The organism is Marinococcus salis (assembly GCF_054971365.1).
The window spans coordinates 69,969-96,724 of sequence record NZ_JBQOJB010000004.1; the positions used below are offsets into that span (position 1 = coordinate 69,969).

The following is a 26,756-nucleotide window of genomic DNA, read 5'->3' on the forward strand; positions in this document are numbered from 1 at the left end:
GTCCTACATGCGGGCAGAGGCGAATAACCGCTGCTTCATTCCTGTAATAAATTGCCGGAACGGAGCGCCATCCGTTGCTGGTTCCCGTTTTTTCACCCACAGAGTGGCTGCGATCTGCTTCATGCTCTGTGAAGCGCCACAGTTCGGGTACGCGATTACAAGCGGGGTCTGCTCCATAACTGCCCTGCTTACTTTTGGATCACTTGGAACCATCGGCAGAAGCATAAGCTGCATCCCGAGGAACCGTTCACTGACCGACGTTAATTTCTGCGCTGCCGCTCGGCCGTCTTTTTTCTGCTCCACCCGATTGATAACAGCGGCAAATGGAAAGTCACTCTTATGTGACCGGATATATTTCATCATTGCGTAGCCATCCATCAGCGCCGTTGGCTCCGGGGTCGTTACCAGGATTCCGCGCTCGGTTGTGGCAATCAGATGCATATGGTTTTCGTTCAGCCCTGCCCCCATATCAAAGATAATAAAATCAAATGCGCCTTCGAGCAGCTGAAGCTGTTCGTAAAACCGCTGCTTATGCTCCTCCTCCATATGAAAAATACCGGAAAGGCCCGATCCTCCCGCCACCCACTGCACGCCGGATGGGCCCGGCTGAATTAATTCAAAGATGCTTTTATTTTCCGTAAACATTTCCTGAAAAGGGGGAATCGGCGCACATCCGAGCAGAATATCGAGGTTGGCCATCCCGGTATCCATGTCAATTAACAGCACTTCCGCTCCAGCCTCCGCCAGGGATATAGCCACGTTCAGGGACACGTTTGATTTACCCACGCCCCCTTTTCCACTCACTACCGACAACACTCTCGTCTGCCTGCGGCGCCTTTTTTGCATTTGCTCTCGCAGGCTTTCCGCCTGATCATTTTTCACCGAGCGCCCTCCCTGCTATTTTTGCTGCAAGCCACCGGTTGTCTGTTGGTTCAATGTCTTCCGGCACTTCCTGTCCCGTAGTGACAAACGCCACCCGGAGCGAAAATTCATCGATAATATTCAGCAGCGCCCCAAACGATGTGGTTTCGTCCGTTTTGGTAATAATAACCTCGTTTGATATATAAGGAAGAAATTTTTCAGCGACTTCTTTCATATCCTTGTATTTAGCTGTCAGTGACAGTACGAGCACGGTTTTAATCGGTTCCCCGGCTGGGAGAAGGCGCTGCGCCTCCTCTACTGTCTGTTCATGCAGAAAATTCCTGCCCGCAGAATCAATGAATACATAATCATGTGTCCGGGACTGGGCTACTGCCTCGATATAATCTGCCTGGTCATAGATAACATGCACCGGCGCTTCCATGATGGAGGCATAGGTATTCAATTGGTCGACCGCTCCCATGCGGAAGGTGTCTGTCGTAAAAAAGGCAATGGATTTTTTTCTCCGGAGCATTTCCCGGGCCCCAAGCTTCGCAAGCGTCGTCGTTTTTCCGACCCCGGTCTGGCCGACCAGCTGAATCATTCGGGACGGCACCGCTTCTGCAGCGGGATGCCGATGCTCCAGCCACTCCCGTATGCAGTCTTCGAGCACAGCCGCTTCCTGCCGGCGCCCCTTCTCTGCGTACCATTTTTCCATGAACCGGTTCATCAGCTCTTCTTCCACCTGTCCGTTTACTTCCTGGGCCTTTAAAGCGGAAGCTACGGCCCGAAAAGGCGCCGGGGCCGAAGACGGAAGACCTTCTGTCATCTTCCCCGGGCCCTGGGCCGCCTTAATTTCTTCAGGTGGGTCCGGCTTCACAATGTTTGCCGGAGGTTTTCGTTCTTTTTTGCGGGGCGGAGCATCATCAATTCCTGCATAAACTTCAAGCTTTTCTACAGATTTTAATCCAAACCATGTTCTGACTTTGACAGGCTTGGAATGCAGAATGACTGCTTCATCACCAAATTCCCGCCGCACCTTCGCCACCGCTTCCGGCATTGAATCCGCTGTAATTTTTTTCATTCTCATTCATTGTTCACCACCCCAACGCTTTGAACTTCGACCGAAGGTTCAAGCTCGTTATAAGATAAAACCGGCATTTGCGGAAAAAATCGCTCAATCAGCTGTCTTACGTGCATACGCACAGCCGGCGAACAGAGAATAACCGGCGTTTTCCCGAGATTCATCAGCTGCTCGGCTTCTGCGCCAATGCGCTGGACCACCCGCTGGGATTCGTTTGGATCCATTGCCAGATAATTTCCGCTTTCGGTCTGCTGAAGCGCATCGGCAATTTTCTTTTCAATGCTGCCGCTGAGTGTAACGACCTGCAGCAGCTCTTCCCCGTCCGCATACTGCTTGGAAATCTGTCTTGAGAGCGCCTGCCGTACGTACTCAGTAACGATGTCCATATCCTTGGTCATCGTGCCGTATTCTGCTAGTGCTTCAAAAATGGTCGGCATGTTCCGGATGGATACTCCTTCCCGGAGCAGCTTAGCCAGTACCTTCTGTACATCCCCGATTGTGAGCATTGAAGGTGTCACTTCTTCCACAAGGGTCGGATATGTTTCCTTCAGGTGTTCAATCAGCTGCTTCGTTTCTTCACGGCCGAGCAGCTCGTGGGAATGGGTTTTAATGACTTCGGTTAAATGCGTGCTTACCACGGACGGCGGATCGACGACGGTGTAGCCGGCATCCTCGGCAATCTCCCGCTCTTCTTCCGGAATCCAGAGGGCCGGCAGCCCGAAGGCTGGCTCGGTGGTTTCAATGCCGTCAATTGGCTCTTCAGCTCCGGTGCCCATCGCCATGTAATGATCCATGTAAAGCTCGCCCCGGGCGATTTCACTGCCGCGCATGCGGACTACGTATTCGCCCGGCTGCAGCTGGATATTGTCACGAATCCGTATTACCGGCACCACCATACCAAGCTCCAGCGCCAGCTGGCGCCGGATCATTACAACCCGGTCGAGCAGATCGCCTCCCTGCTTTGCATCCGCAAGCGGGATCAGGTTGTAGCCGAATTCAAATTCAATCGGATCCACATCGAGCAGCTGCATCACGCTGTCCTGCGAACGCAGGTCCTCCTCCTGTGCCTCTTCGGTTTCATGGACCGCCGCCTGTGCTTCCTGCAGTACCGTCTGCCTGATGGTAAATCCAATTGCAGCCATCGCTCCGGCAATACAGGTGGTCAAAAAGAAGTTGATCGGCGTGAACACACCGAGCAGAAAAATGGCCCCTGAAGCAACAAACAGCATCGGCGGGAAAGCAAACAGCTGTTTTGTAATATCGTGGCCGAGGTTGCCCTCCGACGCTGCCCGCGTCACAACAATACCAGTCGCCGTGGATATTAGAAGAGCTGGTATCTGGCTGACGAGTCCGTCCCCGACAGTAAGGAGCGTAAAGGTGTTTGCCGCCGTTCCGATATCCATTCCGTGCTCGGTCATGCCGATCACAAGGCCGAAAATAACATTGATAATAACGATCACAATCCCTGCGATGGCATCACCCTTCACAAACTTACTTGCCCCGTCCATTGAGCCATAAAAATCGGCTTCCCGTTCGATTTTCTCCCGGCGCGCTTTTGCCTGCTGTTCGGAAATGACGCCGGCGTTCAGGTCGGCATCGATGCTCATCTGCTTGCCAGGCATCGCGTCGAGGGTAAAACGCGCCCCGACCTCCGACACCCGTTCTGCCCCTTTTACAATAACGACAAACTGAATAACGACAAGGATGACAAAAACCACCAGGCCGACGAAGGCACTGCCCTGCACCACAAAGCTTCCGAACGTTTCAATAACGTTGCCTGCTTCAGCATTGCTTAAAATGGAACGGGTCGTCGAAACGTTCAACCCGAGCCGAAACAGCGTTACAAGCAAAAGCAGCGTAGGAAAAATGCTGAATTCGAGCGGCTCTTTCGTGTTCATCGCCACAAGAATCACCAGAAGCGCCAGCGAAATATTGGCCATAATTAAGACGTCTAAGATAAATGTCGGCAGCGGGATGATCAGCATAATGACGATCAATATAACGCCGAGCAGCACTGATAATTCTCTAAATCCCATAACGTTACTCCTTTTCTACCCGTTTTTCCTTTTAAGGCGGTACACGTATGCAAGCACCTCGGCCACGGCTTTGAATAGATCTTCAGGTATTTCATCATCGATCTCGGACTGGGCATACAGCGCACGGGCGAGCGGCTTGTTTTCCACCATCGGGATAGCATGTTCACCTGCTTTTTCCTTAATCCTCCGGGCCAGATGATCGGCTCCCTTAGCAATCACCTTCGGCGCCCCCATCGCCCCTTCTTCGTAGCGGAGCGCGACCGCAAAATGCGTCGGGTTCGTAATGACGACATCTGCTTTCGGCACTTCTTCCATCATCCGTCCCATCGCGAGTTCCTGCTGCTTCTGCTTTCGTTTGCCGCGGATAAGCGGATCGCCCTCCATGTTTTTCATTTCCTGCTTTACGTCGTGCTTGGACATGCGGATCTGCTTTTCGTGGTCGTGCTTCTGATAAATATAGTCCGGAAGCGAAAGCACGAGCAGCAGCAGGCTTCCGATAATCCCCATCAGCCCGGTCAGCCGGGCAATTTCCATAAATCCGTCGCCAACATCCTTTTGCGATAAAAACAGGAGACGGTCGAGCGCGAGCCAGAGAATGGTAAAAACGACACCGCCGACAAGCGTGATTTTTAAAAGTGCTTTGGCCAGCTCCACAAGCGCCCGGGCTGAAAATATCCGTTTGATACCGCTGAGCGGGTTAATTTTTTCAAGCTTCATTTTGACCGGTTCGCCCGTGAACAAAAAACCAACCTGGGTAAGCGAGGCCGCCACGCCTGCCACCATGGCCACGAGCATTACCGGCAGGATAATAATAACGGATTGGATCGTAATTTCCTGCAGCATCGCCGGAACACTGGCCGTTGTAATTTCCCACTGCATGTATTCTATGTATGTATGCGTCATTAACGCCTGCAAATGATTAAAAATAGTGCCTCCGTACATGTAAAAGAGAGCAAATACTAAAAACAGTATGACTGCTGTATTCACATCGTTACTTTTGGGGACCTGGCCTTTCTGCCTTGTATCCCGGCGTTTTTTAGGCGTGGCCTCCTCGGTTTTTTCCTGTGAAAAGAATTGCAGATCGAGTGTCCACTTCATTCCTGTTCCTCCCCCAAAAGTTCAAGCAGTCCACGCGAGACGTGAAACATGTCTTCATATAAGTACTGAATGGCCAAAAACATCCCGGGAATTGCCACCACAAGCAGCGGCAGCCCTGCCGCAATTTTCAGCGGCAGTCCGACGACGAACACATTCATCTGCGGGACTGCTCTGGCCATGATCCCTAAAGCAAGGTCAACCAGAAAGAGCGAACCAACCAGCGGAAACGCCAGCTGAAAGGCAAGAATAAACATCTGGTTAAAAGCCTCCGCCACATGCGTAACGACCGCTTCATCGCCGAAGGCAAGCCCTGTTTGGTCGATCGGCACAAAGCTGTAGCTGTAATAAATGCCGTCGAGCAGCAGATGGTGGCCGTTCACTGCCAAAAGCATTAAGAGCGCAAAAGCGTAAAAGTAACCGCCGAAAAGCGGGCTCTGGGCACCCGTCTGTGGATCCACCACGTTTGCCACCAAAAAGCCGAAGGAAATGTCAAGAAACATTCCGGCTGTCTGGACAGCATACAGCATAATCGTCGCGATAAGCCCGATCGCAAGTCCGAGCATGACTTCTTTTAACAGCAGGAGAATATACTCGCCGTCCACCGTCATCAGCGGAGCATCCAGTGCCGGAAAAATAGCCAAAGCAAGAAAAAATGCCAAACCTACTTTAAATTGATTCGGAATAGTCCGATAAGAGAAAAGAGGCATCGTCGTAAAAAAAGCGAGCACTCGCACAAACACCAGGGAAAAAGCAGGGAGCTGCTCAATTATTGCTTCCATCGTCTATTCAACCGATAAACTGCTGGGCGTGATACCATAAATTTCTCGTATACTCCACCAGCTGCGTCAGCATCCACGGGCCGAGCACGAGCATGGCGGCCAACACGCCAAGAATCTTAGGTATAAACGCGAGCGTCTGCTCCTGGATTTGGGTGGTCGCCTGAAATATGGCAACACCAAAGCCGAGAACGAGCGCAATGACAAGCAGCGGCCCTGCAATTAAAAAAACCATCCATATTCCCTGTTGTGCGATCTGCATTACCTGTTCTGCTGACATACATTTCTTCCTTTCTTTAACCCGGCTAGGTGTAGCTGAGGAGGAGCGACTCCACAATCAGATACCATCCATCTACAAGCACAAACAATAAAATTTTAAACGGCAGACTGATCATCACCGGCGGAAGCATCATCATGCCCATGCTCATCAATACACTCGCCACAATCATGTCAATAACAAGAAAAGGCACAAAAATGAGAAACCCCATCTGAAAAGCTGTTTTCAGTTCGCTGATGGCAAACGCCGGCACGAGCGATGTAAGAGGAATGTCTTCGATCGACTCCGGTCGCTCTTCGCCCGCGTAATCCATAAACAGCGCCAGGTCTTTTTCCCTCGTATACCGGGACATAAATTCCTTCATCGGGCCGACCGCTTCTGTCAGCGCTTCGTTTTGATCGATTTCTCCTGCCATTAGCGGGCTGAACGCCTGCTCGTTTACTTCCGAGAGCGTCGGCGCCATAATGAAGAAGGTTAAAAATAAGGCAAGGCCGATAAGCACCTGGTTTGGCGGCGTCTGCTGCGTGGCAAGCCCCATCCGCACAAAGCTCAGCACGACCACAATTCTGGTAAAACAGGTCATCAGCACCAGAATGCCCGGGGCAAGAGATAAAACCGTAAGCAGCAGCACTAGCTGTACCGAGGTTGCCGCTCCTTCGCCGCCGCCCTCGAGCAGTCCGCTGAAATCAAGCGCCGGAAGAGCACTAATAATCATCGCTGTTCCTCCTTCGCTTCCGTCCGTTTATCCCGCGCCTCCGGATGTTTTGCCTCACGTGCTGTTTTCAGCCGTTCTTCAAGCATCGAGTGAAAAGGCGAGCTGCTGTCTTCTTTTTTTCCGCGTTTTTTCCACTTATCTATCACTGACGGAACGCCTGCATATGTATTTTGTTCCTGGGCGGTAATCCGTTCCTGTTCCTCTTTATCCTCAATTTCCTGAAGGAGCGAAATTGTATCCCCGACACCAATCACAAGCATTTTGTCTCCAACTTTAACTACTTGAATGGATTTATTCTGGCCGAGCCCGATTCCGCCAATGCTTTGCAGCGAGCGGGTCGATTGATATCTGCTCGTTTTTTTATTAATGAATTTCAGCAGCCAGAACAGCAGGCCGAGGACGACCGCGAGTGCTCCAATCATCTTTATAAAATTCAGCCACAGGCTGCCGTTATCCATCGCTGCAGGGACCGAATCTTCGTCTGCCGGAGTTTCACTGCCAGAACCCGTGTCCTCCTGATTTTCCTGCGGATTCAGGGACTCATTAACAGTAGTGCTGGCAAGCGCTGTGTCTGCGCCCGCCAGAAGTATTACTGTCATTATTACACCTATAATCACTGCGTATTTCCAATTCATTTTTTTCCTCCGCAGCAGGCCCTCAGCCTAACGTTTTATTGATCGCTTCAAGTACACGGTCTGCCTGAAACGGCTTTACGATAAAATCTTTCGCCCCTGCCTGAATCGCATCAATGACCATGGACTGCTGGCCCATGGCTGAGCACATGATTACTTTGGCATTGGGATCTGCTGCTTTGATTTCCTTTAACGCTTCGATTCCATCCTTGTCAGGCATAGTAATGTCAAGCGTCACAAGATCCGGAGCCGTTTCCTGAAATTTTTCCACTGCTTCGTTTCCGTCTTTTGCTTCTCCTACTACGTTAAACCCGTTCTTTTCCAGAATATCTTTGATCATCATCCGCATGAACGCGGCGTCGTCTACTACTAAAACTGAATAAGCCATGCTGTCCACTCCCTGTTTATTATTATTTTAGTTGAGCCACCCGTTCTCTCGGGCTTAGTATTTCTGTAATGCGCACGCCAAAATTTTCATCGATGACGACGACTTCCCCTTTAGCTACGGGCTTCTGGTTTACAAGCACGTCCACCGGTTCACCGGCAAGCTTGTCAAGCTCAACCACCGACCCCTGGGACAGGGCCAATATATCCTTGATCGGCTGCCTGGATCTGCCAAGCTCCACTGTCACGTCAAGCGATATATCCATGAGCATATCAAGATTCCCGCCGCCGTCGCTATGTCTGTGGGCCGGCTCCTCGAGCTCGGAGAAAGCGGCTCCACTTACTGTCGGAGCCGACGCAGGCCCCTGGGCACGCTCTGTCTGCTGCCGGGCTTCCTGCTGTCTGGACCGCTCCGGGCCAGGCTCCTGTTTTTGCTGCGGCGGAGCTTCTGCGTTATTTGTTCCAAGCAGCTCTTCGACCATCTTTTTTGCAAATCCAAGCGGTATGAGCTGCATAATATAAGAGTCCATCAGCTCCCCGATCTGAATGCGGAAGGCGATCTGTACGACCGTATCTTCGTCAGGGATGTAGCGGGCTGATTCCTCCTGCTCCAGGTTCATAATATTGACGCCCGGAGGAGAAATATCCACCCGTTTATTAAAAATAGTGCTCATGGAGGTGGAGGCTGAGCCCATCATCTGGTTCATTGCTTCCTGTACCGCGCTTTGCTGCATGTCATCAATGTTATCAGCTTCATCTACTTTGCCATCGCCGCCCATCATCAGATTGGCGATAATGCTTGCGTCCGTCATGCTGATCACAAACAAATTGGTTCCTTCAAAACCTTCCGTGTATTTCACATTTACCGCTACATGCGGACGTGGAAAGGACTTCTCTACCATTGCGGTTGATACAGCTTTCACGCCAGGAATGGTGATGCTCACTTTCTGGTTCAGCAGGCTCGACAGGGCAGTTGCCGCGCTGCTGAAGCTGATGTTGCCGATTTCTCCAAGCGTATCCTTTTCCTCGGTGGATAAGAGGTGGTCAAGGCCGTCTTCCTCAGTAGAAGAGGCAATCTCTTCGGCCGGTGTTTCCCTGGAGGGAAAGCCGCTGTCATTATCATCGTCTGCGCCAACGTTTTTCAGCAGCTCGTTAATTTCGTCCTGCGAAAGCATATCGTCACTACTCATGCTGTTCTTCTCCCTCCTCTATCTTTTCTAATATTTGCACAGCCATATGGCTTCGTTTTCTTCCTGGCTGGGCTGTGAATTTTTTCCTGCTGCCTACATGCACCTCGAGCGGGTCATGAATATGCTGTTTCAGCGTTAAGATGTCCCCGCGTTCCATATGTAATAGCTCCTCAATAGTAATAGAGGAAGTGCCGAGAATGGCCTGCAGAGAAACATTTCCCTGCATCAGCCACTCGTTCAGGTGTTCTACCTCCTGCTGGTTTCTTTCTTTTACTTTTGTCTGCATCCAGTAGTGGGTAGTAAGCTTTGGCAGGATCTCTTCAAGCACCATGTGCGGCAGGCATAAATTGATCATCCCGGACGTTTCCCCGATTGTGGTGGTTAAAGAGATGACTACCACGGTTTCATTTGGAGAAACCATCTGCAGAAACTGCGGGTTCACTTCAATTTCGGAGCCGATGGTTTCAATGCTGAGCACCGATTCCCAGGCGTTTTGAAAAGATTCAAGAATCATCTGCATGAAGGAACTCAACAGCTTTGTTTCAATTTCTGTCAGCTTTTCGACCTTGTTCATGCTCTGACCCTGGCCACCAAGCAGCCGGTCAAGCATGGCGTAGCCAACATGCGGGTTGACCTCCATCAGAAGCCGACCTTCAAGGGGAGGAGCTTCAAACACATTCAGGAGTGTCATTTTAGGAATCGAACGAATAAATTCGTCGTAGGGCACCTGGTCGACAGAAGCCACATTAATATCCACAAAAGAGCGCAGCTGGCCTGAAAGTGCCGTGGTAAGAATTCTTGCAAAGTTTTCGTGTATCCGTGACAGGCCCCGGATCTGCTCTTTAGAAAACCGAAGGGCGCGTTTAAAATCGTAGGAACGGACTTTGCGTTCACTTTCTTCTTTTTTCAATTGTTCCCCGTCCATCTCTCCAGTGGACAAGCCGGACAGGAGGGCATCTATTTCGTGCTGTGATAATACATCTGACAAGAGGCTTTCACCTCCCTTTCTCTTCTCTCAGGCTGCTCCTGGGCTATTGAATAACGCGTTCAGTCGTGTAGACCCGCTGTACTTTGCCCTCTGTCATAACTTCATTTACTTTTTCCTTAAGTCGTTCTTCCATTTTTGTTGTGCCTTCCGAGCCTTCAATATCCTCGGGGCTGAGCTGGGCCAGTTCGTGGATAATGATATTATTAATCTGGTAATCCCGCTGTTCCAGCTCTTTTCGGGCTTTTTCATTATCGGCCTGCAGGCTGAACATCGTTTTAATATAGCGGTCGTTTCCTTTTAGGTTGGTTGTCATTTCTTCCATATCCCAGGTGAGCTCCCGCAGCTCTTCGGCGCTTAGTTCCTCTGTTTTTTTCTCTTCACTGCCTTCGGCTTTTTCAGACGAGGAGCCAAGAAATTGATACACAGCAGCCGCCGCTCCTGCAATAAGAACAAGGGTCAAAAGCATAATCATCATCATTTTTCCTGCTCTGGTTTTTAACATGGCTCAGGCATTCTCCCCTTTTCGACTAGCCGGTATCCATGTCCGTCGATAAAACCGTTCGGCCAGGTCCATTACTTCACTAATGCTTTCCCGGACGACAATTTTGTTGCCGTTCAGCAGCGTAATTGTAGTATCCGGCGCCGCTTCGACCTGTTCAATCAATGTAGTATTCAGCACGAACGGGCGTCCGTTTAATTTTGTTAATTCCATCATAATTAGTTGAGGGGCAGCATACCGCCCCTGTCTCCCCCAATTTCATTTCTTAGTTACCGCTTAATGTTAAGCAGCTCCTGAAGCACTTCGTCCGCTGTCGTAATACCGCGCGTATTTGCCTGGAACCCGCGCTGGGCCGTGATCATTTCCGTAAATTCCTCGGAGAGGTCAACGTTAGACATTTCCAGGGCTCCAGATACAATTTCTCCCGCGCCGCCTGCACCTGGAGCAACATCATTCGCTACACCGGAGTTTAAAGAAGCCCGGAAGATGTTTCCTCCTACTTTTTCCAGCCCTCCCGGATTGTTGAACGTTGCCAGCCCAATTTGACCCGCTCCATTTGTATTTCCATTTTGGCCAACAACGTTGATGTTCCCTGCAGAATCAATGCTAAAGCTCTGCGCATTGGCATCAATATTAATTCTTCCATCCCCTGCGTTCAATAAATAATGACCATCTGCATTAACAATATTTCCGCCGTTATCCAAGTAAAAATTACCCGATCTTGTGTATAAATTCTCGCCGCCCTGTGGGTTTTCCAATTTAAAATAGCCCGAACCTGAAATTGCAAGATCTAATTCACGGCCGGTGTTTTGCAGGCTGCCCTGCGTGTCAACCGTATCAATACTTCCAAGTTCACTCCCAAGGCCAATTTGTTTTGCGTTTACTCCGCCCCGGTTACCTTCCGCTCCTGCGGCTGCTCCGGTCTGCTGGCTCATCATATCCTGAAATGTCGGGCGTCCTTTTTTGAACCCCTGGGTGTTTACGTTTGCGATATTGTTGCTGATAACGTCCAATTTCTGCTGAAAGTTCTTCATTCCTGCGATTCCTGAATACATAGAGCGTAACATGGTATTCCTCCTTTGATTTAAGCGGGCCCCGTCTGTCTGTCGGGGGCCCAGGCCTCCTTGCGGTCAAGCCTTTTACATGAATATGACGCCGTCAATATTAGTAAATGTATGATTCGCTGCTTCCTGCTTGGACATTGCTGTAATGATCGTCCTATTTTCTGCATTAACAACCAGTGCCGCTTCCGGGAATACCACAACAGATTCCTTCACACCTTTTTCCGCTGCCTCACCGAGTCTTACCTGCATCTGTTCCCAGGCCGTGCTATCAATATGGACGTTTCTCTCTTCCATTCGCTTGGCAGCATGCTTGCTGATTTTTACTTCCGGCCCGGCCAGTTCGTTCTGCAACAGTGAGGCAAATGAACCAGCCTGTTGTTTTTCCGGACGTGGAGCGCTTCCTGTATTGGACGGAACCGGCATGCTGGAATAGTTATGTATCTTTGAATAATCCATGCTGTTCCTTCCTTCATGTCAGCTTTCCGCCTGCTCTTTTCCGATGTTCACCACCTGCCTGCCATCAATCCAGCGTCCCGAGTCAAGCTCGACCATAATATTTCCCTGAGTATCTTTTTTCACAGACTTAATTTCATTGCGCCCCGTCTGCACGTCCTCGTTTGGAGTATGAGCGTTTACGAGTGTCTGCCATGTCACGTCCTGGCCAATCAGGCTGCTCAGCTGCATCAGCGCATCTTGCGCCATAAACTGTGTCGACTGTTCCAATGATTTGTTCATGTTCGTCATCTGCTCAAGCGTACTGAAGTTGGCAATCTGCGACACGTATTCGGTATCGTTCATCGGCTCGAGCGGATTCTGGTTTTGCAGCTGGGTAATCAGCAGCTTCAAAAAATCATCCTTATCCATATTGCCGTTGGTGTTCTCTGCGGCAAATGGGCTTTTACTGTTTGAAGTATTACTTAGCTGCATATTATCTGTAATGGCACTCATCGTATGTTCACCTCCTTTAAATGCGTTCGTTGACCGAAAGCTGCTGTAAAATATCTTCAAACGAGTGTTCTTCCTCTTCTGAAGACTCTTCCTGCACATTTACCGCTTCCCGCTGTTCTTCAGGCTCTTCTTTCTGCTCTTCTTCCTTATAGAAATCCGGATGCTCTGCTACTTCGATGCGCTCCACCTGCAGGTTCTGCTGCAGGAAGGAATGCCTCAGCTGATGCACGCTGCTTTCCACAAGCTCCTGCGCTCCTTTGGAGGTTGTAACCAGCTGAGCGGTCCACTGCCCTTCAATTTTCGTGAGCTTCACATCGAGCCGGCCCAGATGTTCAGGATGAAGGCGGATCGTATAGGAAGCTCCGTTTTTCAGCTGGGCGGCGTTCATCGTACTGAGTGTCTGCTGGAACTGCCTTAAAAATTCTGCCTGACGCTGATTTCCTTCAGACGCCGGCGGCAGCTGGATTACAAGCGGCCCATTCAACTGGGACGCTCTCGGCTCTCCCACTCCAGCTGGTGGTACTGGAGTGGCTGAAGCATTTCCTGTTTCGCCGCGGATACTCTGAAGAATCCGTTCGAGCTGCTCTGCGAATGCTTTATTATTACCCGCTTCTGCTGTTAAAGAGACAGATGGCTGCTTTTTTATCAGCGCTTGGAGACTGTGAACAAATGCCGTCAGCAGCTTTTCAGGCTGTTCCCCGGAAGGCTGAAGCGCTTTTGGCACCCAGGATCCCGGCTCTTCCCGCCCATTGATGTATTTCTGCCACTGCTGCAAATCTTGCTTCAAGCTTTGCAGCCCGGTTGCTGCTCTTGCTTCCTGGCCGGCTGGAGGACTCATCCACCCGGCAGGCACTTGCGGCAGCCACTGGGGATGCGGCCCTGCGCTGCGTTCGGCTCCTGAATGCTGTTCTAGGTATGAAATAAGCTGCTGCACTTCCGGAGGTTTTTCTGGAAACAAAATCTCCAGCTTTTCTATTCGGGAAATATCCTTCCGAGGCGTTGACCACTCCGGCCGAACGCCTTCCATTTTTCCCTTCGTTCCATCTGGCTGCACCGGAGCTTCGTCAGCCACTGCTGCAGCGATAAGAGCAGCTTCAAGGCGGGCTTTTCCAGAGTTTTCTGGTAAAACTTTTGAAAGAAGGGCAGTCAACTCATTCAATCGGTTCGTAAACGAATCTTCTGCCTGCCCCTTTTCGTTTCCCACCAGAGTTTCAGAAACCAGCTGCCCAACAGCCTGCTGCAGCTTTTCAGCTTCCATCTGTATCGCCTGCTGGTCTCCCGGGGGCAGGATCTTGAGCTTGGCTGTCAGCTGTTCGAGTACCGGCAGTGCTGCTTTCACTGCTCGCTCTTCCTTCGTGTTCCCCAAGGCTTCAGGCTGCTTTTCGCTTACTCCCGCGTGTTTGTTTGCCAATGCTTCTGCATTTGGAGAATTTACGACAATGGCAAGCTTAGTGAGCATGCTGTCCTTTTCTGGCGGCATCTCTTCGAGCGCATCCTCCGGCACCGGCGTTTCGCCGCCCTGCTCGTCAAGTACGAGCTCTGCAATATATATCAAGGCTTCTTCAAGCTCCGGCTGCTTCTTTATCAGGGCATTGATTGCTTCAGGATGCGATTCGATCGCTTCCATTACTTGTTCAGCTGAAGGCAGGGCGTTTTCCGGCCCATTTTCCTCTGCCGGCTTTCTTTCCGCAAGCGCAGCTGTCCCCGCGAATAACACGGCAAAAGCTGATGAACCGCTTGCTGCCTGCACGGACAAAGGCGTGCCGCTCAACTGGGCCGGGGCCCGGCCGGTAATTGCTGTTTCCATAGCGTCCTCCTTTCTTCTACTGTGCCAAATCGAGGCCTTCAATCCCTGAAACAACGGAAGCAGCAAGCTCTTCATCCATTTCTTCGAGAATGGCTGCCTGTTCCTCCGGCCGCAGGGAATACAATTGTTGGACAATCACTTCTGTTTCCTGCTGCCCAAGTACCGCTGCCGCTGTCGCCGGCTTCATTTCCTCGTAAATTTTCTGGGCGGAGCCAGCGCTCCCCCCATTTTCTTCTTCGCCTTCTTCGCCGCTTTCTTTTGTTTCTGCTTCAAGCGTCAATTCCTCAAGCTCTTCTTCCACACTACGGAGCTCCTGCTCCCGTTCCTCAAGCCGCTGCTGCAGTTCGACAATTTCCTCTTCCTTCGCTTCGAGTTCTTCGCCGGAAGCACCGGCGTCATCTGCACTTTCTTCGCTTCCGGCAACCGACTTCACCACGTCCTGGCCAAGCTGCGTCACATTTATGCCCATAAAGGACATAACCGCAACCGACAGAACGATGGCGAAAAGGAGCGGGATAAGAAACAGCATGAAAAACCATTGAAAAAAACTGCCCTTTTTCTTTTCTTTTTCAGCCATGATGCTGCACCGTCTGCTTCTGGAGATACATTTGCACCGCGGTATCGTCCATTGCTGCCCGCTCGTTTCGCTTTATTTTTTCCGTGTGTTTTGCTTCTTCTTGTTCCTTCATCAGCTCAAGCTTCCGGTTTTCGCGCCATGCTTCCTGCATCGCTTTTTCCTCACGCAGCATCATCCACCTGGCCTTACTTACAGCCTCTTCGAGAACCACAGCTTCTCGCTCATACATATGAAGCATCTTTTCCTGCTGGCGAAGCTCCCGTACCGTCACACCCCTGGTCATTTTTTCCCGGTTAACCTCTTCGGCATGTTCTTTAGAACGGAGCATTTCGTACAGGGCGCCGGCTTTCTGCTCAAACTGGTCCACTGCTTCATTGTAAGATTTTACTTTTTGGTCCTTTTCACGATCCCGCAGCTGCAGCAGCTGTTCTAACGAAAATTGATAGGCCATTAAGAAGCTCCCTCCTCCATTACGTTTTGCAGTTTCTTCAGCGTCTGCTCCATTGTCGAAGCTTCCATCGACCGCTGCTGGATAAGTGCTTCAACGGCAGGCAATTTTTCCAGTGCTTCGTCAGTCTCCCGGGAGCTGCCTTTACGGTAAGCCCCGATTCGTATGAGATCCTCCGCCTCCCGGTACGCCGCAAGCCAGCTCTTCACTTTGGAAGCTGCCTGCTGATGGGTTTCATTTGTAATTTCTGACATTACCCGGCTCACGCTTTGAAGCACATCGATGGCCGGAAAGTGATTTTTATTGGCAAGCGACCGTTCAAGAACAAAGTGGCCGTCAAGAATACCGCGTACGGCATCAGCAATCGGTTCATTCATGTCATCTCCGTCCACAAGCACGGTATAAAAAGCAGTGATTGAACCTTCTTTGCTTGTACCCGTCCGTTCAAGCAATCCCGGCAGGAGGGCAAATACCGACGGCGGATATCCTTTGGTCGTCGGGGGTTCACCGATCGCGAGCCCGATTTCCCTTCTGGCCATCGCAAACCGGGTAATGGAATCCATCATGAAATTGACTTTTTTTCCTTTAGAGCGGAAATATTCTGCGATAGCTGTAGCTGTATACGCGCCCTGAATCCGCATGGAAGCGGGCTGGTCCGAGGTCGCTACCACCAGTACTGATTTAGCCATGCCTTCTTCCCCGAGATCGCGTTCGATAAAGTCGCGCACTTCACGACCGCGCTCCCCGATAAGAGCGATGATGTTGATGTCGGCTTCCGTGTAGCGCGTGATCATCGAAAGCAGCGTGCTTTTGCCAACACCGCTTCCGGCAAAAATACCTATGCGCTGCCCTTCCCCCATCGTAAGCAGGCTGTCGATTACTCTCACACCGGTCGGCATGATATTTTTGATTCTTGGACGGTCAAGCGGTGCCGGCGGCGCTGCCTCCGAAGAAACACTGACCAGTCCTTCCGGAAGCTCCTGATGATCAATCGGTTCTCCCATTCCGTTTAATACACGTCCGATAAGCCCTGCCCCGGCCTTAATCTTCAGCGGTTTGCCGGTGGCTTCTACTGTGCAGCCCGGGCTGATGTTTTTTAATGACTCCAGCGGCATCAGCAGCACATACTCCTGGCGAAAGCCAACCACCTCAGCAGCTGTGGAGGTGTCACTTCCGACGCCGTATATGTAACAGATGTCCCCGACGTTTGTTTTGGGGCCGCGTGACTCCACCATTAAGCCAATCACCCGTTCTACACTTCCGTAGGACCGGTACAAAGACATCTGTTTGACCTGGGCTGCTGCATGCTCTGCCCTCATACCGGCATACCTTCTTTAACAACAGCCTGCAGCTGTTTTTTTAATTCCTGAAGCTGGGTCTCCAGGGAAACGTCGATTTTTCCGAAGTCTGTTTCGAGTACACACTGGCTTTGTCTCATCTGCGCATCAGGGTAAATGGTTACCTTCTGTTCGCTCCCTGCCGCACTCTGCAGCTCTTCTTTATACATTCGTACCTCTTCGTACTCCCCGGCACTTACAAGCACACGGATATGGCCCTGTTCCCGCAGTGCGCTTACCGCGGTCGAAAGCTGCATCCGCCAGTGCTCATCCGGCAGCCATTCCGGACCAAGCATTTTTTCGAGTGCCTGCACGGCTATATCAATTACTGTCGGTTCAGCTTCATTCAAGCGTTCATGAAAGGCCTGCTCAGCGGATTCTATGATCCGACCAGCGTGAGAAATTTGTTGCTGCCACGCTTCGAGCCCTTCCTGTTTTCCGCTCTCAAACCCTTCCGCGTATCCTTGTTGTTTTGCCTCTTCGGCCCAGGCGGCAATGCGGGCCTGGGAATCGTTTTCTTCCTGCCTGATTTTTTCCTGGGTTTCTTTCCAGGCCTGCTCGGCCTGCTGCTGCAGCCGGCCGGCCTGATCCTTTAACTGTTCCGCCTGCCGCTGCTGAAGAAGATGTTCGTCTGCCTGCGGCGGCACTTCCTGATACACAATTTTTCTTGGAGCAATGGTTCTGTGTCCGGCGCTTACGTGAGTGCGAAATACGTTAGACAATGACATCATCTCCCCCGCCGCGGGCAATCACAATTTCGCCCGTTTCTTCGAGTCTCCGGATTATACCGACTATTCTCGACTGAGCTTCCTCTACATCACGCAGCCGCACCGGCCCCATAAATTCCATTTCCTCCTGGAACGTTTCGGCCATCCGCTGGGACATGTTCTGGAAGACAACTTCTTTAACCTGTTCGCTTGCCACTTTGAGGGCGAGCTGAAGATCTTCATTATTAACGTCCCGTACCACACGCTGTATGGAACGGTTATCAAGAGCCACCACGTCTTCAAATACGAACATGCGCTTTTTGATTTCTTCAGCCAGCTCCGGGTCTTCCTGTTCCAGGGATTCGAGAATGATTTTTTCCGTGCTCCGGTCCACTCCGTTCAGCACCTCTACCACCGATTCAATGCCGCCTGCCTCGGTATAGTCCTGGGTAACAGATGTGGAAAGCTTCTGTTCAAGCACTGCTTCCACCTCGCTTACAATCTCCGGCGAGGTCCGGTCCATTTTTGCAATACGCCGGGCCACATCGGTCTGCTGCGTTTCAGGAAGCTCTGACAAAATCTGCCCGGCCTGGCCCGGCTCCAAATACGAAAGCACCAGGGCGATCGTCTGTGGGTGCTCGTTTTGAATGAAGTTCAGCACCTGGGCCGGCTCAGCTTTGCGGGCGAAGTCAAATGGCTTTACTTGCAGCGACGATGTGAGGCGGTTAATCATGTGCATTGCTTCCTCTTCCCCGAGCGCTTTTTCAAGAACGCTTTTAGCGTAGCCAATGCCTCCCTGGGAAATGTAATCCTGCGCAATGGCTATTTGGTGGAATTCATTCATTACTTCTTCTTTTTTCGAGCTTTCCACTTTTCGGACATTGGCAATTTCAAGCGTCAGCTTTTCAATTTCTTCCTCGCGCAAATGCTTGTATACTTCGGCTGAAACGTCCGGACCCAGTGAGATCAGCAGCACAGCCGCTTTTTGCTTTCCCGTCAGCGTTTCTTTTCTCTTTTGCAATTGCTGCTCCCCCTTTTAATCATCGGACAGCCAAGAACGAAGCAGCTTTGAAAATTCTTCCGGCTTTTCTTTTGCTAGCTTCTCGAGCTGGTTTCGTTTCATTTCTTCCTCGGTCATTTCCCGGCTGGTTCCAAGATCCGGTACCTCGTGCTGTTCAAATTCTGCTGCCTGGAAGGTTTCCTCTTTGGTTTCCACTGGTTTTTTCCGCCGGATGAGCCATACTGCCAGCAGAATAAGGCCCACAGCTCCAACTGCCATCGCTGCGTAAGCCCACCACGGCAGGCCGCCAGCTTCCTGGTCGACTTCTTCAGCACCGAGGAACGTCTGGGAGGAAATAGATACTTTTTCTTCTACATCCATTTCTTCACCTTCTGCTTCAAGATATTCTTTATCAATGCTCGTACTGATGACTGTCTCAAGCATGGCCTGCATGTTGTCCATTGTTTCTGCTTCTAAAGAGTTCGGGTCTTCCGGGTCCGGCGGTTCCACCATCACTTGAATGCCAAGGTCGCGAAGCTTGTACGGACTTTCCTGAATCTCTTTATGTATACGGTTCACTTCGTAATTGATTCGTTCTTCCGTCCGCTCCGAGTCACCGGCTGCTTCTGTACCCGCCGGATAGTTGGCTACATCTTCCTCTCCGGCGCCTGCTTCACCCTCCTCGAGCGGATCAACGCCTTCATAAGCTTCAGCAATTTCTTCTGCGCTGACTGCAATGCCTTCCATCGTTTCTTCATCCACCGGCTCAACGAGGTCTTCTTCCCGGTTTTCTTTCGTAAAGTCGATGTCTGTCGTTACCGAGACCATGACTTTGTTCTGTCCAGCCACCGTGCCGAGCATCTGCTGGACTTCACGGCGGATGTCTTTTTCGATATCCTGCTGTACCGCACGCTGATCCTCGTATTGATCCATAGCGGACCCGGAAGAACCATTCTCTTCATATGTATAATAGTTCATGCTTGTATCGCTGATATCGATATTTTCCACCGGCAGATCAGGCACGCTCTTGGACACCAGGTTGTACAGAGTCTTCACCTGCTCCTGGTCCAGCTCCCCTGCTCCACTCAAATCGACCGTCACCGAGGCGGTGGCTGCTTCGGCTTCTTCGGCCACCCACGTGGCTTCCTCCGGCATATTAATCATTACATCGGTGCTTTCCACTGCGTCCATGTTGGAAATTAATGCTTCAAGCTCAGTCTGTAGTGCTGCCCGTTCCATGACAGAGAATTCATTGTCCGTCATTCCGAAGCCGGTCTGGTCTTCAATAAAGCTGTAGTCGATCGCTCCGTCCTGTGGCAGCCCCTCGGCAGCCAGGTCCACCTTCAACGCATCCACCTGATCCTTTGGCACGCTAATTGTGGTTCCTTCATTCGAAATTTCATACTTTACTCCGCGGGTGTCCAGCGTCTCTTTAATGCTTCCTGCTGTTTCCGGTGCCAGATCGGTGTAAAGAGGCTCAAAGTTTGTCCGCGAAAACAGCAGTATGCTTATGAGGAGAAAAAGAAAGATCGCCGTCGTACCAAAAATATATATTCTTTTTTGTTTTTTACTGCGGCTGCCCCAATACGTTTTCGCCTTTTGGCTGTACTCTTTCCATTTTTCTTTCATAATTTCGCTTCATACCTTCCTCTTTACGATTACACCTGCATCCGCATCATTTCTTTGTAGGCTTCCACCGCCTTATTTCTCACCTCTGTAGCCGTCTGCATGTAAATACTTCCTTTTTCTGCAGCAATCATTACCTCGTGCAGATTATCCGCCTCCCCGGTCACCAGTTTTTCCGTCATCCGGTCCGATTCAAGCTGGGCCTCGTTGACTTTGCTCATTGCTTCGCTCATTGCCTTTTGAAACGCATCGCCGGTTTCCTTAACTGTGGTCTGCCCTGCTTCGTTTGCTGCTCTCACTGCCGGAGCCTGTATGTTTGTGATTTCCATCCGTTCTCCTCCTTCCGTTATTAGTTTTTGCCGATTTCAAGTGCTTTCATCATCATGTTTTTATTAGCATTGAGGGCCGTGACGTTCGCTTCATACGAACGAGATGCCGAAGTCAGATCCGTCATTTCTTTTAAAGGATCCACATTCGGCATCTGCACGTAGCCTTCTTCGTTAGCATCAGGATGCTCCGGCTGGTAGACCTCGTCAAAGGGAGCGTCATCCACGCCTATTTCCGACACCCGTACGCCTCCCTGTTCGTTCAGTGCTTTCGTTAAATTCGCCTGAAAAGAATTATCCTGTTTGGGGCTCATAGAAACGGTTTTACGCTGATACGGCTGCCACTCGCCGTCGACGAGCCGGCCCCGGGTGGAATCGGCGTTTGCAAGGTTGGAGCTTACAACATCCATCCGCAGACGCTGCGCTGTTAAAGCCGAGCCTGAGGCTTGAATCCCATTAAAAATAGACATGCTTATGACCCTCCCCGGATAGCTGATTTAATGCCACCGAATTTCCCATTAATGCGGTCAATGATGGCGTTATAATGCAGTTGGTTTTCCGAAAGCTCGGTCATTTCTTTATCAATGTCTACGTTGTTTCCATTATTGTTGTAGGTGTTGCCCCGTTGCTCATATACGCTTGGAGTATTTTGAGTATTCTGAAAAGAAAAATGTTTTGCATTTGTCCGTACAGCTTCCATTTGACTGCTGCTTTCTTCTTTTAACATCTCCTGAAAGGAAACTTCCTTAGCTTTATAGTTTGGCGTGTCAATATTAGCGATATTATTGGTAATGGCTTTTTGCCTGAGCGCTGCTCCTTCTGCCCCTGCCTGTAATTTCTGCCATGTCCCGGACTGGAACAGTTCCATTTTCTCACCTCTGGCTTTTTTATTAATACTAAAGATTCACTCCATCATTTTTATATGAGCATTACTTCCTAAATTGTATAGAAAAAATGTACATTTGTCTAACCAATATCGCCTTTTTTGCATTTCAGTAACTTACGTCTAAGCATTTAAACCAATAATTAGTAGTTCTTTTATCCTCTTTGTGCTTTTTTCATTGTGTGTTTTGCGGTTTTTTCTTGCATAAATTGGTATTTATCTGAGACTTTTGCGTTTCAAAAACATAAAAAAAACGATCCCTCATTTGGGATCGTTAGTCATTCATCCATTAACCGTTATTTTTAATTTTTTCCAATTCATATAGGAACTTATTATTTAATACTTTAATATAGGTCCCTTTCATCCCAAGAGATCTCGATTCGATCACACCGGCGCTTTCAAGCTTACGCAGAGCGTTGACGATGACTGAACGGGTGATGCCGACACGATCGGCGATTTTACTCGCTACAAGCAGCCCTTCCTTGCCATCCAGTTCTTCGAAAATGTGCTCGACAGCTTCAAGCTCACTGTAGGAAAGAGAACTGATCGCCATCTGTACGACCGCTTTGCTTCTCGCTTCTTCTTCGATTTCCTGCGTTTTTTCATGAAGGATTTCCATGCCGACAACGGTTGCCCCGTATTCGGCAAGGATTAGATCATCATCATCAAACGTTTCGCTCAGCCGGGCCAAAACGAGCGTCCCAAGCCGCTGGCCGCCGCCGACAATCGGTACAATCGTTGTGAGGCCGGAAGCAAACAATTCGGCGCTTTCCTGCGGGAATGCCGTGTATTCGCTCTGCACATCCAGGTTCGGGGAGGTTTCATTAATGCTGAACAGTCCGGACGTATATTCCTGGGGAAACTGGCGCTCTTCTAATATCCGCTGCATTTTTTCATGTTCAATTTCCTGTTCGATCGAATAACCGAGAAGTTTTCCCCGTCTGCTGACGACAAACACGTTAGCTCCAATAATTTCCTGAAGGGTTTCGGCCATGTCTTTAAAATTGACATGGTCGCCCTGCGTTTTCTGTAACATTTCGTTAATTCTTCTGCTTCTTGTTAACAAATCCATGCTGATTCTCCTCCTGATTTATGCTACAAAATGTACCGGCTGACGTCCCGGTCCCTGGCGATCGTCGCCAGTTTATCGTTGACGTATTCCGGTGTAATGGTGATGGCATCCATGGTAATTTCCGGAGCCTCAAAGGACAGATCCTCGAGCAGCCGTTCAAGCAGCGTGTGGAGTCGTCTTGCACCAATATTTTCCGTCTGCTGATTGACCGCTTCCGCCAATTCTGCGATAGTTTCGACAGCTTCGTCTGTAAAGGTCACTTCGATGCCCTCTGTGCGGATGAGCGCCTGATACTGTTTGGTAAGGGCCTGGTCCGGCTCCCGCAGAATCCGGGCAAAATCTGCTGCCCCTAAGTTATCTAATTCGACACGCACCGGAAATCTTCCTTGCAGCTCAGGAATTAAATCGGAAGGCTTGGCCGTATGAAAAGCACCCGCAGCAATAAACAGCATATGGTCGGTACGAACCGGGCCGTACTTGGTATTGACAGTTGATCCTTCCACAATCGGCAGGATGTCCCGCTGGACGCCTTCGCGCGACACGTCCGCACTGCTGCTTTCTTTTTTGCCGGTCACTTTGTCGATTTCATCCAGGAATACAATTCCCAGCTGCTCCGCGCGGTAAACCGCCTCTGAACTGACTTCATCCATATCGATCATTTTCTGGGCTTCCTGCTCGGTAAGCACCTTACGTGCTTCGCGAACAGGGAGGGTGCGGTTGCTTGTTTTCTTTGGCATCATGTTTCCGAGCATCTCCTGCATATTCATGCCCATCTGCTCCATGCCGCCGCCCTGAAACATGTCACCAATCGAGCCGGACTGCTGTTCGACCTCGATGGTTACTTTGCGGTCCTCAAGCTCTCCCATTTCGAGCTGCTTCTGCAGCTGCCGGCGCTGCTCACGAAGATCGCTGTTGTCGGAGGTGTCCGTCTCCTCCTCTTCTTCGCTGTCATTATTTTGCTGAAAAAGCATCCCAAACGGATTGCCGGCATTGTTGTCCGCCTGCCGGTTTTTTCGTTTTCGCGGGGCAAGCAGCCGGACGATTTTTTTATTGGCTGCTTTTTCGGCCTTTTCCTGTACGGACGCCGCTTTTTCTTCCTTTACAATTCGGACGGCAACCTCCACCAGATCCCGGATCATTGACTCCACATCGCGGCCAACGTAGCCGACTTCCGTGAATTTTGTTGCTTCCACCTTCGAAAACGGAGCGCCAACAAGTTTAGCAATCCGGCGGGCAATTTCTGTTTTTCCTACGCCAGTGGGGCCGATCATCAGAATATTTTTAGGCGTTACTTCCTCTTGAAGCTGTTCTGGCAGCTTGCTTCTGCGATACCGGTTGCGAAGCGCTACGGCGACAGAACGCTTAGCTTCATTCTGGCCGATAATATATTGATCGAGCCGTTCTACAATTTGTTTGGGTGTCATCGAAATTTCCATTAATAAGCCCCCTTAGCGGACTATGTTTTAAGATTCCAAATCTTCGATAATGATTTCATGGTTGGTGAATACACAGATATCCGCTGCTGTCTCAAGTGAAGCTTTGGCCATTTCCCGGGCAGTCAAATGCGTCGCATGTTTTTTAAGGGCACGGCCGGCGCTGAGAGCATAGTTGCCACCGGAACCGATCGCAAGCATATCATCGTCAGGCTCAATCACTTCTCCAGTGCCTGCCACTAAAAGCATAGTGAATTTATCCATGACGATCAGCATCGCTTCAAGGCGCCGAAGTGTTTTATCGCTGCGCCAGTCCTTGGCAAGCTCGACCGCAGCCCGTTGCAGGTTACCGCTCCACTGCTCAAGCTTTTCTTCAAATAAATCAAACAGCGTAAATGCATCGGCTACCGATCCGGCGAAGCCGGCGAGCACTTTTCCGTTGTACAGCTTTCTTACTTTTCTTGCGGTATGCTTCATGACCACCTGCTGGCCGAGCGTTACCTGGCCGTCCCCGGCCATTGCTGCTTTGCCCCCGTGGTGGACAGCGTATATTGTTGTGGCGTGAAAGGATGGTTCCATTTGTTATTCACGCTTCCTTTCTGCTCTCGGATGCGCGTGCTGGTACACATCCTGGAGCCGTTCTTTAGTGACATGGGTATAAATCTGGGTGGTTGATAAATTGGCATGCCCGAGCAGGTCCTGCACTACACGGAGATCCGCCCCATGGTTGAGCAGGTGTGTCGCAAACGTGTGCCTCAAGTCATGAGGGGAAATACGCAGCGTACTCGATACCTTTTTCACCCGCTCGTTAATGACATGCCGAAAACCACGGTCCGTCAACGGACCGCCCCGGGCGTTCAAAAACAGCTGTCCGGCCGGGGCCTTGCTTTTGGCTGCGAGCTCCGGCCGCACATTCGTTTTATACAGCTCCACGGCTTCCTGGGCAAAGCTTCCTACCGGAACATATCTTTCCTTTCGGCCTTTACCTTTTACTAAAATCGTGCCGAGATAGTCATCGAGGTCATCAGCCTGAAGCTGCTGGCATTCGCTGATACGCATGCCCGTAGCATAAAGCAGCTCCATAATGGCTTTATCCCTGATATCAAGCGGCTTGCTCATATCAAAAGAAGCAAACAGCGATTCGATTTCTTCTTCATATAAAAAATGGGGCAGCGGCCGTTCTTTTTTTGGATGGCTTGCACCGATGAACGGATTTTGTTCAATATAATCTTCACGCTGCAAATAGCGGAAATAAGCACGCAGCGCTGAAATTTTCCGTGCTACTGTCGCCCTTGCGTATGAGTGGTCGTACATTTTGCTGTAGTAGAGACGGACAAGCGCCGGATCAACGTCCTCCACATGCTTCCACCCTTCCTGCTGCATAAATGTGTCAAATTCCATTAAGTCCTGCTCATAGGCGGTTTTGGTGTAGGAAGAAATATTCTTTTCCAGTTCCAGGTAGCGGAAAAATTCTTCTCGCCATGCTAATAACGGATTCATCAGCTTTTTTGCTCCTTTACGCTTTCTGCTTCCTTTGGCGGTTCTGTTGCCGCTTTATGAAGACAAAAGCTAGTAAATCGTATCACAAACCCCGGAGCCTAGCAATCATATTTCGACTTTTTTCATAAAATTCTGAATGGAAGCCAGAGCCCGTTCTGCGTAGTATTCATTGCGCTCCCGCTTGTTTTTGATTTTTTGCTCCGGTGCCGGCAGCAGGCCGAAGTTGGCATTCATCGGCTGAAAGTTCTTGGCCCCGGCCGTAGTAATATAGTGGCTCATAGCACCGATTACTGTTTCTTTCGGGAACGTGTCCGTTTCTTCGTGCAAATACTGCTTTGCTGCGTTCCATCCGGCTACAAGACCTGAAGCAGCTGATTCCACGTACCCTTCCACTCCGGTAATCTGGCCGGCAAAGAACAAATCGCTTCGCGCTTTCGTCTGATAGGTCGGGTTCAGGAAGTTCGGGGAATTCAAAAACGTGTTGCGGTGCATCACGCCGTAGCGGACAATATCAGCATTTTCTAGTCCCGGAATTAAACGGATCACTTCTTTTTGAGGTCCCCATTTCAAATGGGTCTGAAAGCCGACAATGTTAAACAGCGTGCCTTCCTGGTTGTCCTGGCGCAGCTGCACAACGGCATGCGGGCGTTCTCCTGTCTCCGGATGCTCCAGGCCTACCGGCTTCATTGGGCCAAACAGCAGCGTCTTTTTACCTCTGCGGGCAATTTCTTCGACCGGCATGCAGCCCTCAAAGAAGATATTTTTCTCAAATTCGCGCAGCGGCACGACTTCTGCTTCCACCAGCGCATCGTAAAAGCGGTCAAATTCCTCTTCTGTCATGGGACAGTTGATATACGCCGCTTCCCCTTTATCGTAACGTGATTTTACGTACGCTTTATCCATATCGATGCTGTCCGTTTCCACAATGGGAGCAGCTGCATCATAAAAGTACAGATGATCTTCGCCGGTCAGCTTAAAGATATCTTCGGAAAGCGACTCTGCCGTCAGCGGACCGGTGGCAATAATTGCCGGCTCATCCGGTATATGAGTCACTTCTTCCGATACTACTTCCACGAGCGGATGGTTTTTCACTTTGTCTGTTACGTTGGCGGCAAATTCGTGCCGGTCCACAGCGAGTGCCCCGCCTGCAGGCACCGATGCAGCGTCTGCCGCCTCAATAATTACGCTGTCCAGGTTCCTCATTTCTTCCTTTAATACGCCCACGGCATTAGTCAGATTGTTGGCCCTCAATGAGTTGCTGCAGACCAGCTCCGCAAATTTATCTGTATGATGCGCGGCTGTCTGTTTATTTGGTCGCATTTCGTGTAACTTGACTGGAACGCCCTGCCTGGCCAGTTGCCACGCCGCTTCGCTTCCTGCCAGTCCCGCTCCGACGATATGAACAGGTGTACGTTTCATGATAAAAACTCCTTTCCCTTTTGAAAGCGCAGGCAACTATTCCTGTCGGAAGCAGTCGGACCTGCGCTGTAA

Annotated in this window: 31 protein-coding genes; all 31 read right to left on the bottom strand. The window is 50.4% G+C overall.

Going from position 1 to position 26,756, the window contains the following annotated elements:
* Positions 1-3: 3 nt before the first annotated feature.
* On the bottom strand, positions 4-882 hold the full coding sequence (locus ACTTK6_RS05195; protein ID WP_079476183.1) for a MinD/ParA family protein: 879 nt from the start codon (positions 880-882) through the stop codon (positions 4-6).
* The gene (locus tag ACTTK6_RS05200; RefSeq protein WP_462832878.1) at positions 872-1,948 is read right to left on the bottom strand and encodes a flagellar biosynthesis protein FlhF; all 1,077 of its coding nucleotides are present in this window, start codon (positions 1,946-1,948) and stop codon (positions 872-874) included. The genes ACTTK6_RS05195 and ACTTK6_RS05200 overlap by 11 nt, the downstream gene beginning before the upstream one ends.
* The gene (gene flhA, locus ACTTK6_RS05205; protein WP_462832879.1) at positions 1,945-3,978 is read right to left on the bottom strand and encodes a flagellar biosynthesis protein FlhA; all 2,034 of its coding nucleotides are present in this window, start codon (positions 3,976-3,978) and stop codon (positions 1,945-1,947) included. The genes ACTTK6_RS05200 and flhA overlap by 4 nt, the downstream gene beginning before the upstream one ends.
* 15 nt (positions 3,979-3,993) lie before the next feature.
* The gene (gene flhB / locus ACTTK6_RS05210; protein ID WP_079476180.1) at positions 3,994-5,076 is read right to left on the bottom strand and encodes a flagellar biosynthesis protein FlhB; all 1,083 of its coding nucleotides are present in this window, start codon (positions 5,074-5,076) and stop codon (positions 3,994-3,996) included.
* Positions 5,073-5,855 (bottom strand): flagellar biosynthetic protein FliR, encoded by a 783-nt coding sequence (gene fliR / locus ACTTK6_RS05215; RefSeq protein ID WP_079476179.1) that lies wholly within the window; start codon positions 5,853-5,855, stop codon positions 5,073-5,075. Before fliR ends, flhB begins: the two co-directional genes overlap by 4 nt.
* 7 nt (positions 5,856-5,862) lie before the next feature.
* A complete protein-coding gene (fliQ, locus tag ACTTK6_RS05220) occupies positions 5,863-6,132 on the bottom strand; it encodes a flagellar biosynthesis protein FliQ (protein WP_022792784.1) in 270 nt (89 codons plus the stop codon).
* 25 nt (positions 6,133-6,157) lie between these two features.
* Positions 6,158-6,844 (bottom strand): flagellar type III secretion system pore protein FliP, encoded by a 687-nt coding sequence (gene fliP, locus ACTTK6_RS05225; RefSeq protein WP_462832880.1) that lies wholly within the window; start codon positions 6,842-6,844, stop codon positions 6,158-6,160.
* Positions 6,841-7,479 (bottom strand): flagellar biosynthetic protein FliO, encoded by a 639-nt coding sequence (locus ACTTK6_RS05230; RefSeq protein ID WP_462832881.1) that lies wholly within the window; start codon positions 7,477-7,479, stop codon positions 6,841-6,843. The genes fliP and ACTTK6_RS05230 overlap by 4 nt, the downstream gene beginning before the upstream one ends.
* A 22-nt stretch (positions 7,480-7,501) precedes the next feature.
* A complete protein-coding gene (locus tag ACTTK6_RS05235) occupies positions 7,502-7,864 on the bottom strand; it encodes a response regulator (protein WP_079476177.1) in 363 nt (120 codons plus the stop codon).
* A gap of 22 nt (positions 7,865-7,886) precedes the next feature.
* Positions 7,887-9,050, bottom strand: a complete 1,164-nt coding sequence (gene fliY / locus ACTTK6_RS05240; protein WP_079476176.1) for a flagellar motor switch phosphatase FliY — start codon at positions 9,048-9,050, stop codon at positions 7,887-7,889.
* Positions 9,043-10,038 (bottom strand): flagellar motor switch protein FliM, encoded by a 996-nt coding sequence (gene fliM / locus ACTTK6_RS05245; RefSeq protein WP_079476175.1) that lies wholly within the window; start codon positions 10,036-10,038, stop codon positions 9,043-9,045. Before fliM ends, fliY begins: the two co-directional genes overlap by 8 nt.
* Positions 10,039-10,081: 43 nt before the next feature.
* Positions 10,082-10,540 carry a flagellar basal body-associated protein FliL gene (gene fliL / locus ACTTK6_RS05250; protein WP_079476174.1) on the bottom strand — a complete coding sequence of 153 codons (459 nt, stop codon included), beginning with the start codon at positions 10,538-10,540 and terminating at the stop codon, positions 10,082-10,084.
* Between the two features lie 3 nt (positions 10,541-10,543).
* Positions 10,544-10,753, bottom strand: a complete 210-nt coding sequence (locus ACTTK6_RS05255; protein WP_079476173.1) for a flagellar FlbD family protein — start codon at positions 10,751-10,753, stop codon at positions 10,544-10,546.
* 53 nt (positions 10,754-10,806) lie between these two features.
* Complete coding sequence (flgG, locus tag ACTTK6_RS05260) at positions 10,807-11,604, bottom strand: flagellar basal body rod protein FlgG (RefSeq protein WP_079476172.1); 798 nt, start codon at positions 11,602-11,604, stop codon at positions 10,807-10,809.
* 72 nt (positions 11,605-11,676) lie between these two features.
* Positions 11,677-12,057: a TIGR02530 family flagellar biosynthesis protein gene (locus tag ACTTK6_RS05265; RefSeq protein ID WP_079476171.1), complete on the bottom strand. Its 381-nt coding sequence runs from the start codon at positions 12,055-12,057 to the stop codon at positions 11,677-11,679.
* Positions 12,058-12,075: 18 nt separating this feature from the next.
* Positions 12,076-12,549 carry a flagellar hook capping FlgD N-terminal domain-containing protein gene (locus tag ACTTK6_RS05270; protein ID WP_462832883.1) on the bottom strand — a complete coding sequence of 158 codons (474 nt, stop codon included), beginning with the start codon at positions 12,547-12,549 and terminating at the stop codon, positions 12,076-12,078.
* A 16-nt stretch (positions 12,550-12,565) separates the two neighbouring features.
* Positions 12,566-14,356 carry a flagellar hook-length control protein FliK gene (locus tag ACTTK6_RS05275; protein WP_462832885.1) on the bottom strand — a complete coding sequence of 597 codons (1,791 nt, stop codon included), beginning with the start codon at positions 14,354-14,356 and terminating at the stop codon, positions 12,566-12,568.
* A 16-nt stretch (positions 14,357-14,372) separates the two neighbouring features.
* Positions 14,373-14,933: a MotE family protein gene (locus ACTTK6_RS05280; protein WP_079476168.1), complete on the bottom strand. Its 561-nt coding sequence runs from the start codon at positions 14,931-14,933 to the stop codon at positions 14,373-14,375.
* On the bottom strand, positions 14,926-15,384 hold the full coding sequence (gene fliJ / locus ACTTK6_RS05285) for a flagellar export protein FliJ (RefSeq protein WP_079476167.1): 459 nt from the start codon (positions 15,382-15,384) through the stop codon (positions 14,926-14,928). Before fliJ ends, ACTTK6_RS05280 begins: the two co-directional genes overlap by 8 nt.
* Entirely contained in the window at positions 15,384-16,700 is a 1,317-nt protein-coding gene (gene fliI / locus ACTTK6_RS05290; RefSeq protein WP_462832886.1) for a flagellar protein export ATPase FliI, read from the bottom strand. Before fliI ends, fliJ begins: the two co-directional genes overlap by 1 nt.
* Positions 16,697-17,440, bottom strand: coding sequence for a flagellar assembly protein FliH (gene fliH / locus ACTTK6_RS05295; protein ID WP_179124098.1), 744 nt, complete (start codon positions 17,438-17,440; stop codon positions 16,697-16,699). Before fliH ends, fliI begins: the two co-directional genes overlap by 4 nt.
* Positions 17,433-18,446: a flagellar motor switch protein FliG gene (fliG, locus tag ACTTK6_RS05300; RefSeq protein WP_079476164.1), complete on the bottom strand. Its 1,014-nt coding sequence runs from the start codon at positions 18,444-18,446 to the stop codon at positions 17,433-17,435. The genes fliH and fliG overlap by 8 nt, the downstream gene beginning before the upstream one ends.
* Before the next feature lie 15 nt (positions 18,447-18,461).
* Positions 18,462-20,054 carry a flagellar basal-body MS-ring/collar protein FliF gene (gene fliF / locus ACTTK6_RS05305; protein WP_462832887.1) on the bottom strand — a complete coding sequence of 531 codons (1,593 nt, stop codon included), beginning with the start codon at positions 20,052-20,054 and terminating at the stop codon, positions 18,462-18,464.
* 29 nt (positions 20,055-20,083) lie between these two features.
* Complete coding sequence (gene fliE / locus ACTTK6_RS05310) at positions 20,084-20,380, bottom strand: flagellar hook-basal body complex protein FliE (RefSeq protein ID WP_462832888.1); 297 nt, start codon at positions 20,378-20,380, stop codon at positions 20,084-20,086.
* A gap of 20 nt (positions 20,381-20,400) precedes the next feature.
* Positions 20,401-20,847 carry a flagellar basal body rod protein FlgC gene (gene flgC / locus ACTTK6_RS05315; protein WP_079476161.1) on the bottom strand — a complete coding sequence of 149 codons (447 nt, stop codon included), beginning with the start codon at positions 20,845-20,847 and terminating at the stop codon, positions 20,401-20,403.
* Between the two features lie 2 nt (positions 20,848-20,849).
* The gene (gene flgB, locus ACTTK6_RS05320; protein ID WP_079476160.1) at positions 20,850-21,245 is read right to left on the bottom strand and encodes a flagellar basal body rod protein FlgB; all 396 of its coding nucleotides are present in this window, start codon (positions 21,243-21,245) and stop codon (positions 20,850-20,852) included.
* Between the two features lie 304 nt (positions 21,246-21,549).
* Positions 21,550-22,332 carry a GTP-sensing pleiotropic transcriptional regulator CodY gene (gene codY, locus ACTTK6_RS05325; RefSeq protein WP_079476159.1) on the bottom strand — a complete coding sequence of 261 codons (783 nt, stop codon included), beginning with the start codon at positions 22,330-22,332 and terminating at the stop codon, positions 21,550-21,552.
* A 23-nt stretch (positions 22,333-22,355) separates the two neighbouring features.
* Entirely contained in the window at positions 22,356-23,768 is a 1,413-nt protein-coding gene (hslU, locus tag ACTTK6_RS05330; protein WP_462832889.1) for an ATP-dependent protease ATPase subunit HslU, read from the bottom strand.
* Between the two features lie 27 nt (positions 23,769-23,795).
* Positions 23,796-24,344 carry an ATP-dependent protease subunit HslV gene (hslV, locus tag ACTTK6_RS05335; RefSeq protein ID WP_462832890.1) on the bottom strand — a complete coding sequence of 183 codons (549 nt, stop codon included), beginning with the start codon at positions 24,342-24,344 and terminating at the stop codon, positions 23,796-23,798.
* A 3-nt stretch (positions 24,345-24,347) separates the two neighbouring features.
* The gene (gene xerC / locus ACTTK6_RS05340; RefSeq protein ID WP_079476156.1) at positions 24,348-25,265 is read right to left on the bottom strand and encodes a tyrosine recombinase XerC; all 918 of its coding nucleotides are present in this window, start codon (positions 25,263-25,265) and stop codon (positions 24,348-24,350) included.
* A 105-nt stretch (positions 25,266-25,370) separates the two neighbouring features.
* Positions 25,371-26,684, bottom strand: coding sequence for an FADH(2)-oxidizing methylenetetrahydrofolate--tRNA-(uracil(54)-C(5))-methyltransferase TrmFO (gene trmFO, locus ACTTK6_RS05345; RefSeq protein WP_462832891.1), 1,314 nt, complete (start codon positions 26,682-26,684; stop codon positions 25,371-25,373).
* Positions 26,685-26,756 lie beyond the last annotated feature (72 nt).

What these genes read in the sequence shown, in the direction of transcription:
- fliY (WP_079476176.1), bottom strand. Translation starts at nt 9,050, where the DNA reads ATGAGTAGTGACGATATGCTTTCGCAGGACGAAATTAACGAGCTGCTG.
- ACTTK6_RS05235 (WP_079476177.1), bottom strand. Translation starts at nt 7,864, where the DNA reads ATGGCTTATTCAGTTTTAGTAGTAGACGACGCCGCGTTCATGCGGATG.
- flgG (WP_079476172.1), bottom strand. Translation starts at nt 11,604, where the DNA reads ATGTTACGCTCTATGTATTCAGGAATCGCAGGAATGAAGAACTTTCAG.
- ACTTK6_RS05200 (WP_462832878.1), bottom strand. Translation starts at nt 1,948, where the DNA reads ATGAGAATGAAAAAAATTACAGCGGATTCAATGCCGGAAGCGGTGGCG.
- ACTTK6_RS05270 (WP_462832883.1), bottom strand. Translation starts at nt 12,549, where the DNA reads ATGAGTGCCATTACAGATAATATGCAGCTAAGTAATACTTCAAACAGT.
- ACTTK6_RS05230 (WP_462832881.1), bottom strand. Translation starts at nt 7,479, where the DNA reads ATGAATTGGAAATACGCAGTGATTATAGGTGTAATAATGACAGTAATA.
- fliF (WP_462832887.1), bottom strand. Translation starts at nt 20,054, where the DNA reads ATGAAAGAAAAATGGAAAGAGTACAGCCAAAAGGCGAAAACGTATTGG.
- fliL (WP_079476174.1), bottom strand. Translation starts at nt 10,540, where the DNA reads ATGTTAAAAACCAGAGCAGGAAAAATGATGATGATTATGCTTTTGACC.
- flhB (WP_079476180.1), bottom strand. Translation starts at nt 5,076, where the DNA reads ATGAAGTGGACACTCGATCTGCAATTCTTTTCACAGGAAAAAACCGAG.
- trmFO (WP_462832891.1), bottom strand. Translation starts at nt 26,684, where the DNA reads ATGAAACGTACACCTGTTCATATCGTCGGAGCGGGACTGGCAGGAAGC.
- fliI (WP_462832886.1), bottom strand. Translation starts at nt 16,700, where the DNA reads ATGAGGGCAGAGCATGCAGCAGCCCAGGTCAAACAGATGTCTTTGTAC.
- codY (WP_079476159.1), bottom strand. Translation starts at nt 22,332, where the DNA reads ATGGATTTGTTAACAAGAAGCAGAAGAATTAACGAAATGTTACAGAAA.
- fliP (WP_462832880.1), bottom strand. Translation starts at nt 6,844, where the DNA reads ATGATTATTAGTGCTCTTCCGGCGCTTGATTTCAGCGGACTGCTCGAG.
- ACTTK6_RS05275 (WP_462832885.1), bottom strand. Translation starts at nt 14,356, where the DNA reads ATGGAAACAGCAATTACCGGCCGGGCCCCGGCCCAGTTGAGCGGCACG.
- flgB (WP_079476160.1), bottom strand. Translation starts at nt 21,245, where the DNA reads ATGGAACTGTTCCAGTCCGGGACATGGCAGAAATTACAGGCAGGGGCA.
- fliJ (WP_079476167.1), bottom strand. Translation starts at nt 15,384, where the DNA reads ATGGCCTATCAATTTTCGTTAGAACAGCTGCTGCAGCTGCGGGATCGT.
- flhA (WP_462832879.1), bottom strand. Translation starts at nt 3,978, where the DNA reads ATGGGATTTAGAGAATTATCAGTGCTGCTCGGCGTTATATTGATCGTC.
- ACTTK6_RS05280 (WP_079476168.1), bottom strand. Translation starts at nt 14,933, where the DNA reads ATGGCTGAAAAAGAAAAGAAAAAGGGCAGTTTTTTTCAATGGTTTTTC.
- ACTTK6_RS05255 (WP_079476173.1), bottom strand. Translation starts at nt 10,753, where the DNA reads ATGATGGAATTAACAAAATTAAACGGACGCCCGTTCGTGCTGAATACT.
- fliE (WP_462832888.1), bottom strand. Translation starts at nt 20,380, where the DNA reads ATGGAAATCACAAACATACAGGCTCCGGCAGTGAGAGCAGCAAACGAA.
- xerC (WP_079476156.1), bottom strand. Translation starts at nt 25,265, where the DNA reads ATGAATCCGTTATTAGCATGGCGAGAAGAATTTTTCCGCTACCTGGAA.
- fliQ (WP_022792784.1), bottom strand. Translation starts at nt 6,132, where the DNA reads ATGTCAGCAGAACAGGTAATGCAGATCGCACAACAGGGAATATGGATG.
- fliR (WP_079476179.1), bottom strand. Translation starts at nt 5,855, where the DNA reads ATGGAAGCAATAATTGAGCAGCTCCCTGCTTTTTCCCTGGTGTTTGTG.
- hslU (WP_462832889.1), bottom strand. Translation starts at nt 23,768, where the DNA reads ATGGAAATTTCGATGACACCCAAACAAATTGTAGAACGGCTCGATCAA.
- hslV (WP_462832890.1), bottom strand. Translation starts at nt 24,344, where the DNA reads ATGGAACCATCCTTTCACGCCACAACAATATACGCTGTCCACCACGGG.
- flgC (WP_079476161.1), bottom strand. Translation starts at nt 20,847, where the DNA reads ATGTCTATTTTTAATGGGATTCAAGCCTCAGGCTCGGCTTTAACAGCG.
- ACTTK6_RS05265 (WP_079476171.1), bottom strand. Translation starts at nt 12,057, where the DNA reads ATGGATTATTCAAAGATACATAACTATTCCAGCATGCCGGTTCCGTCC.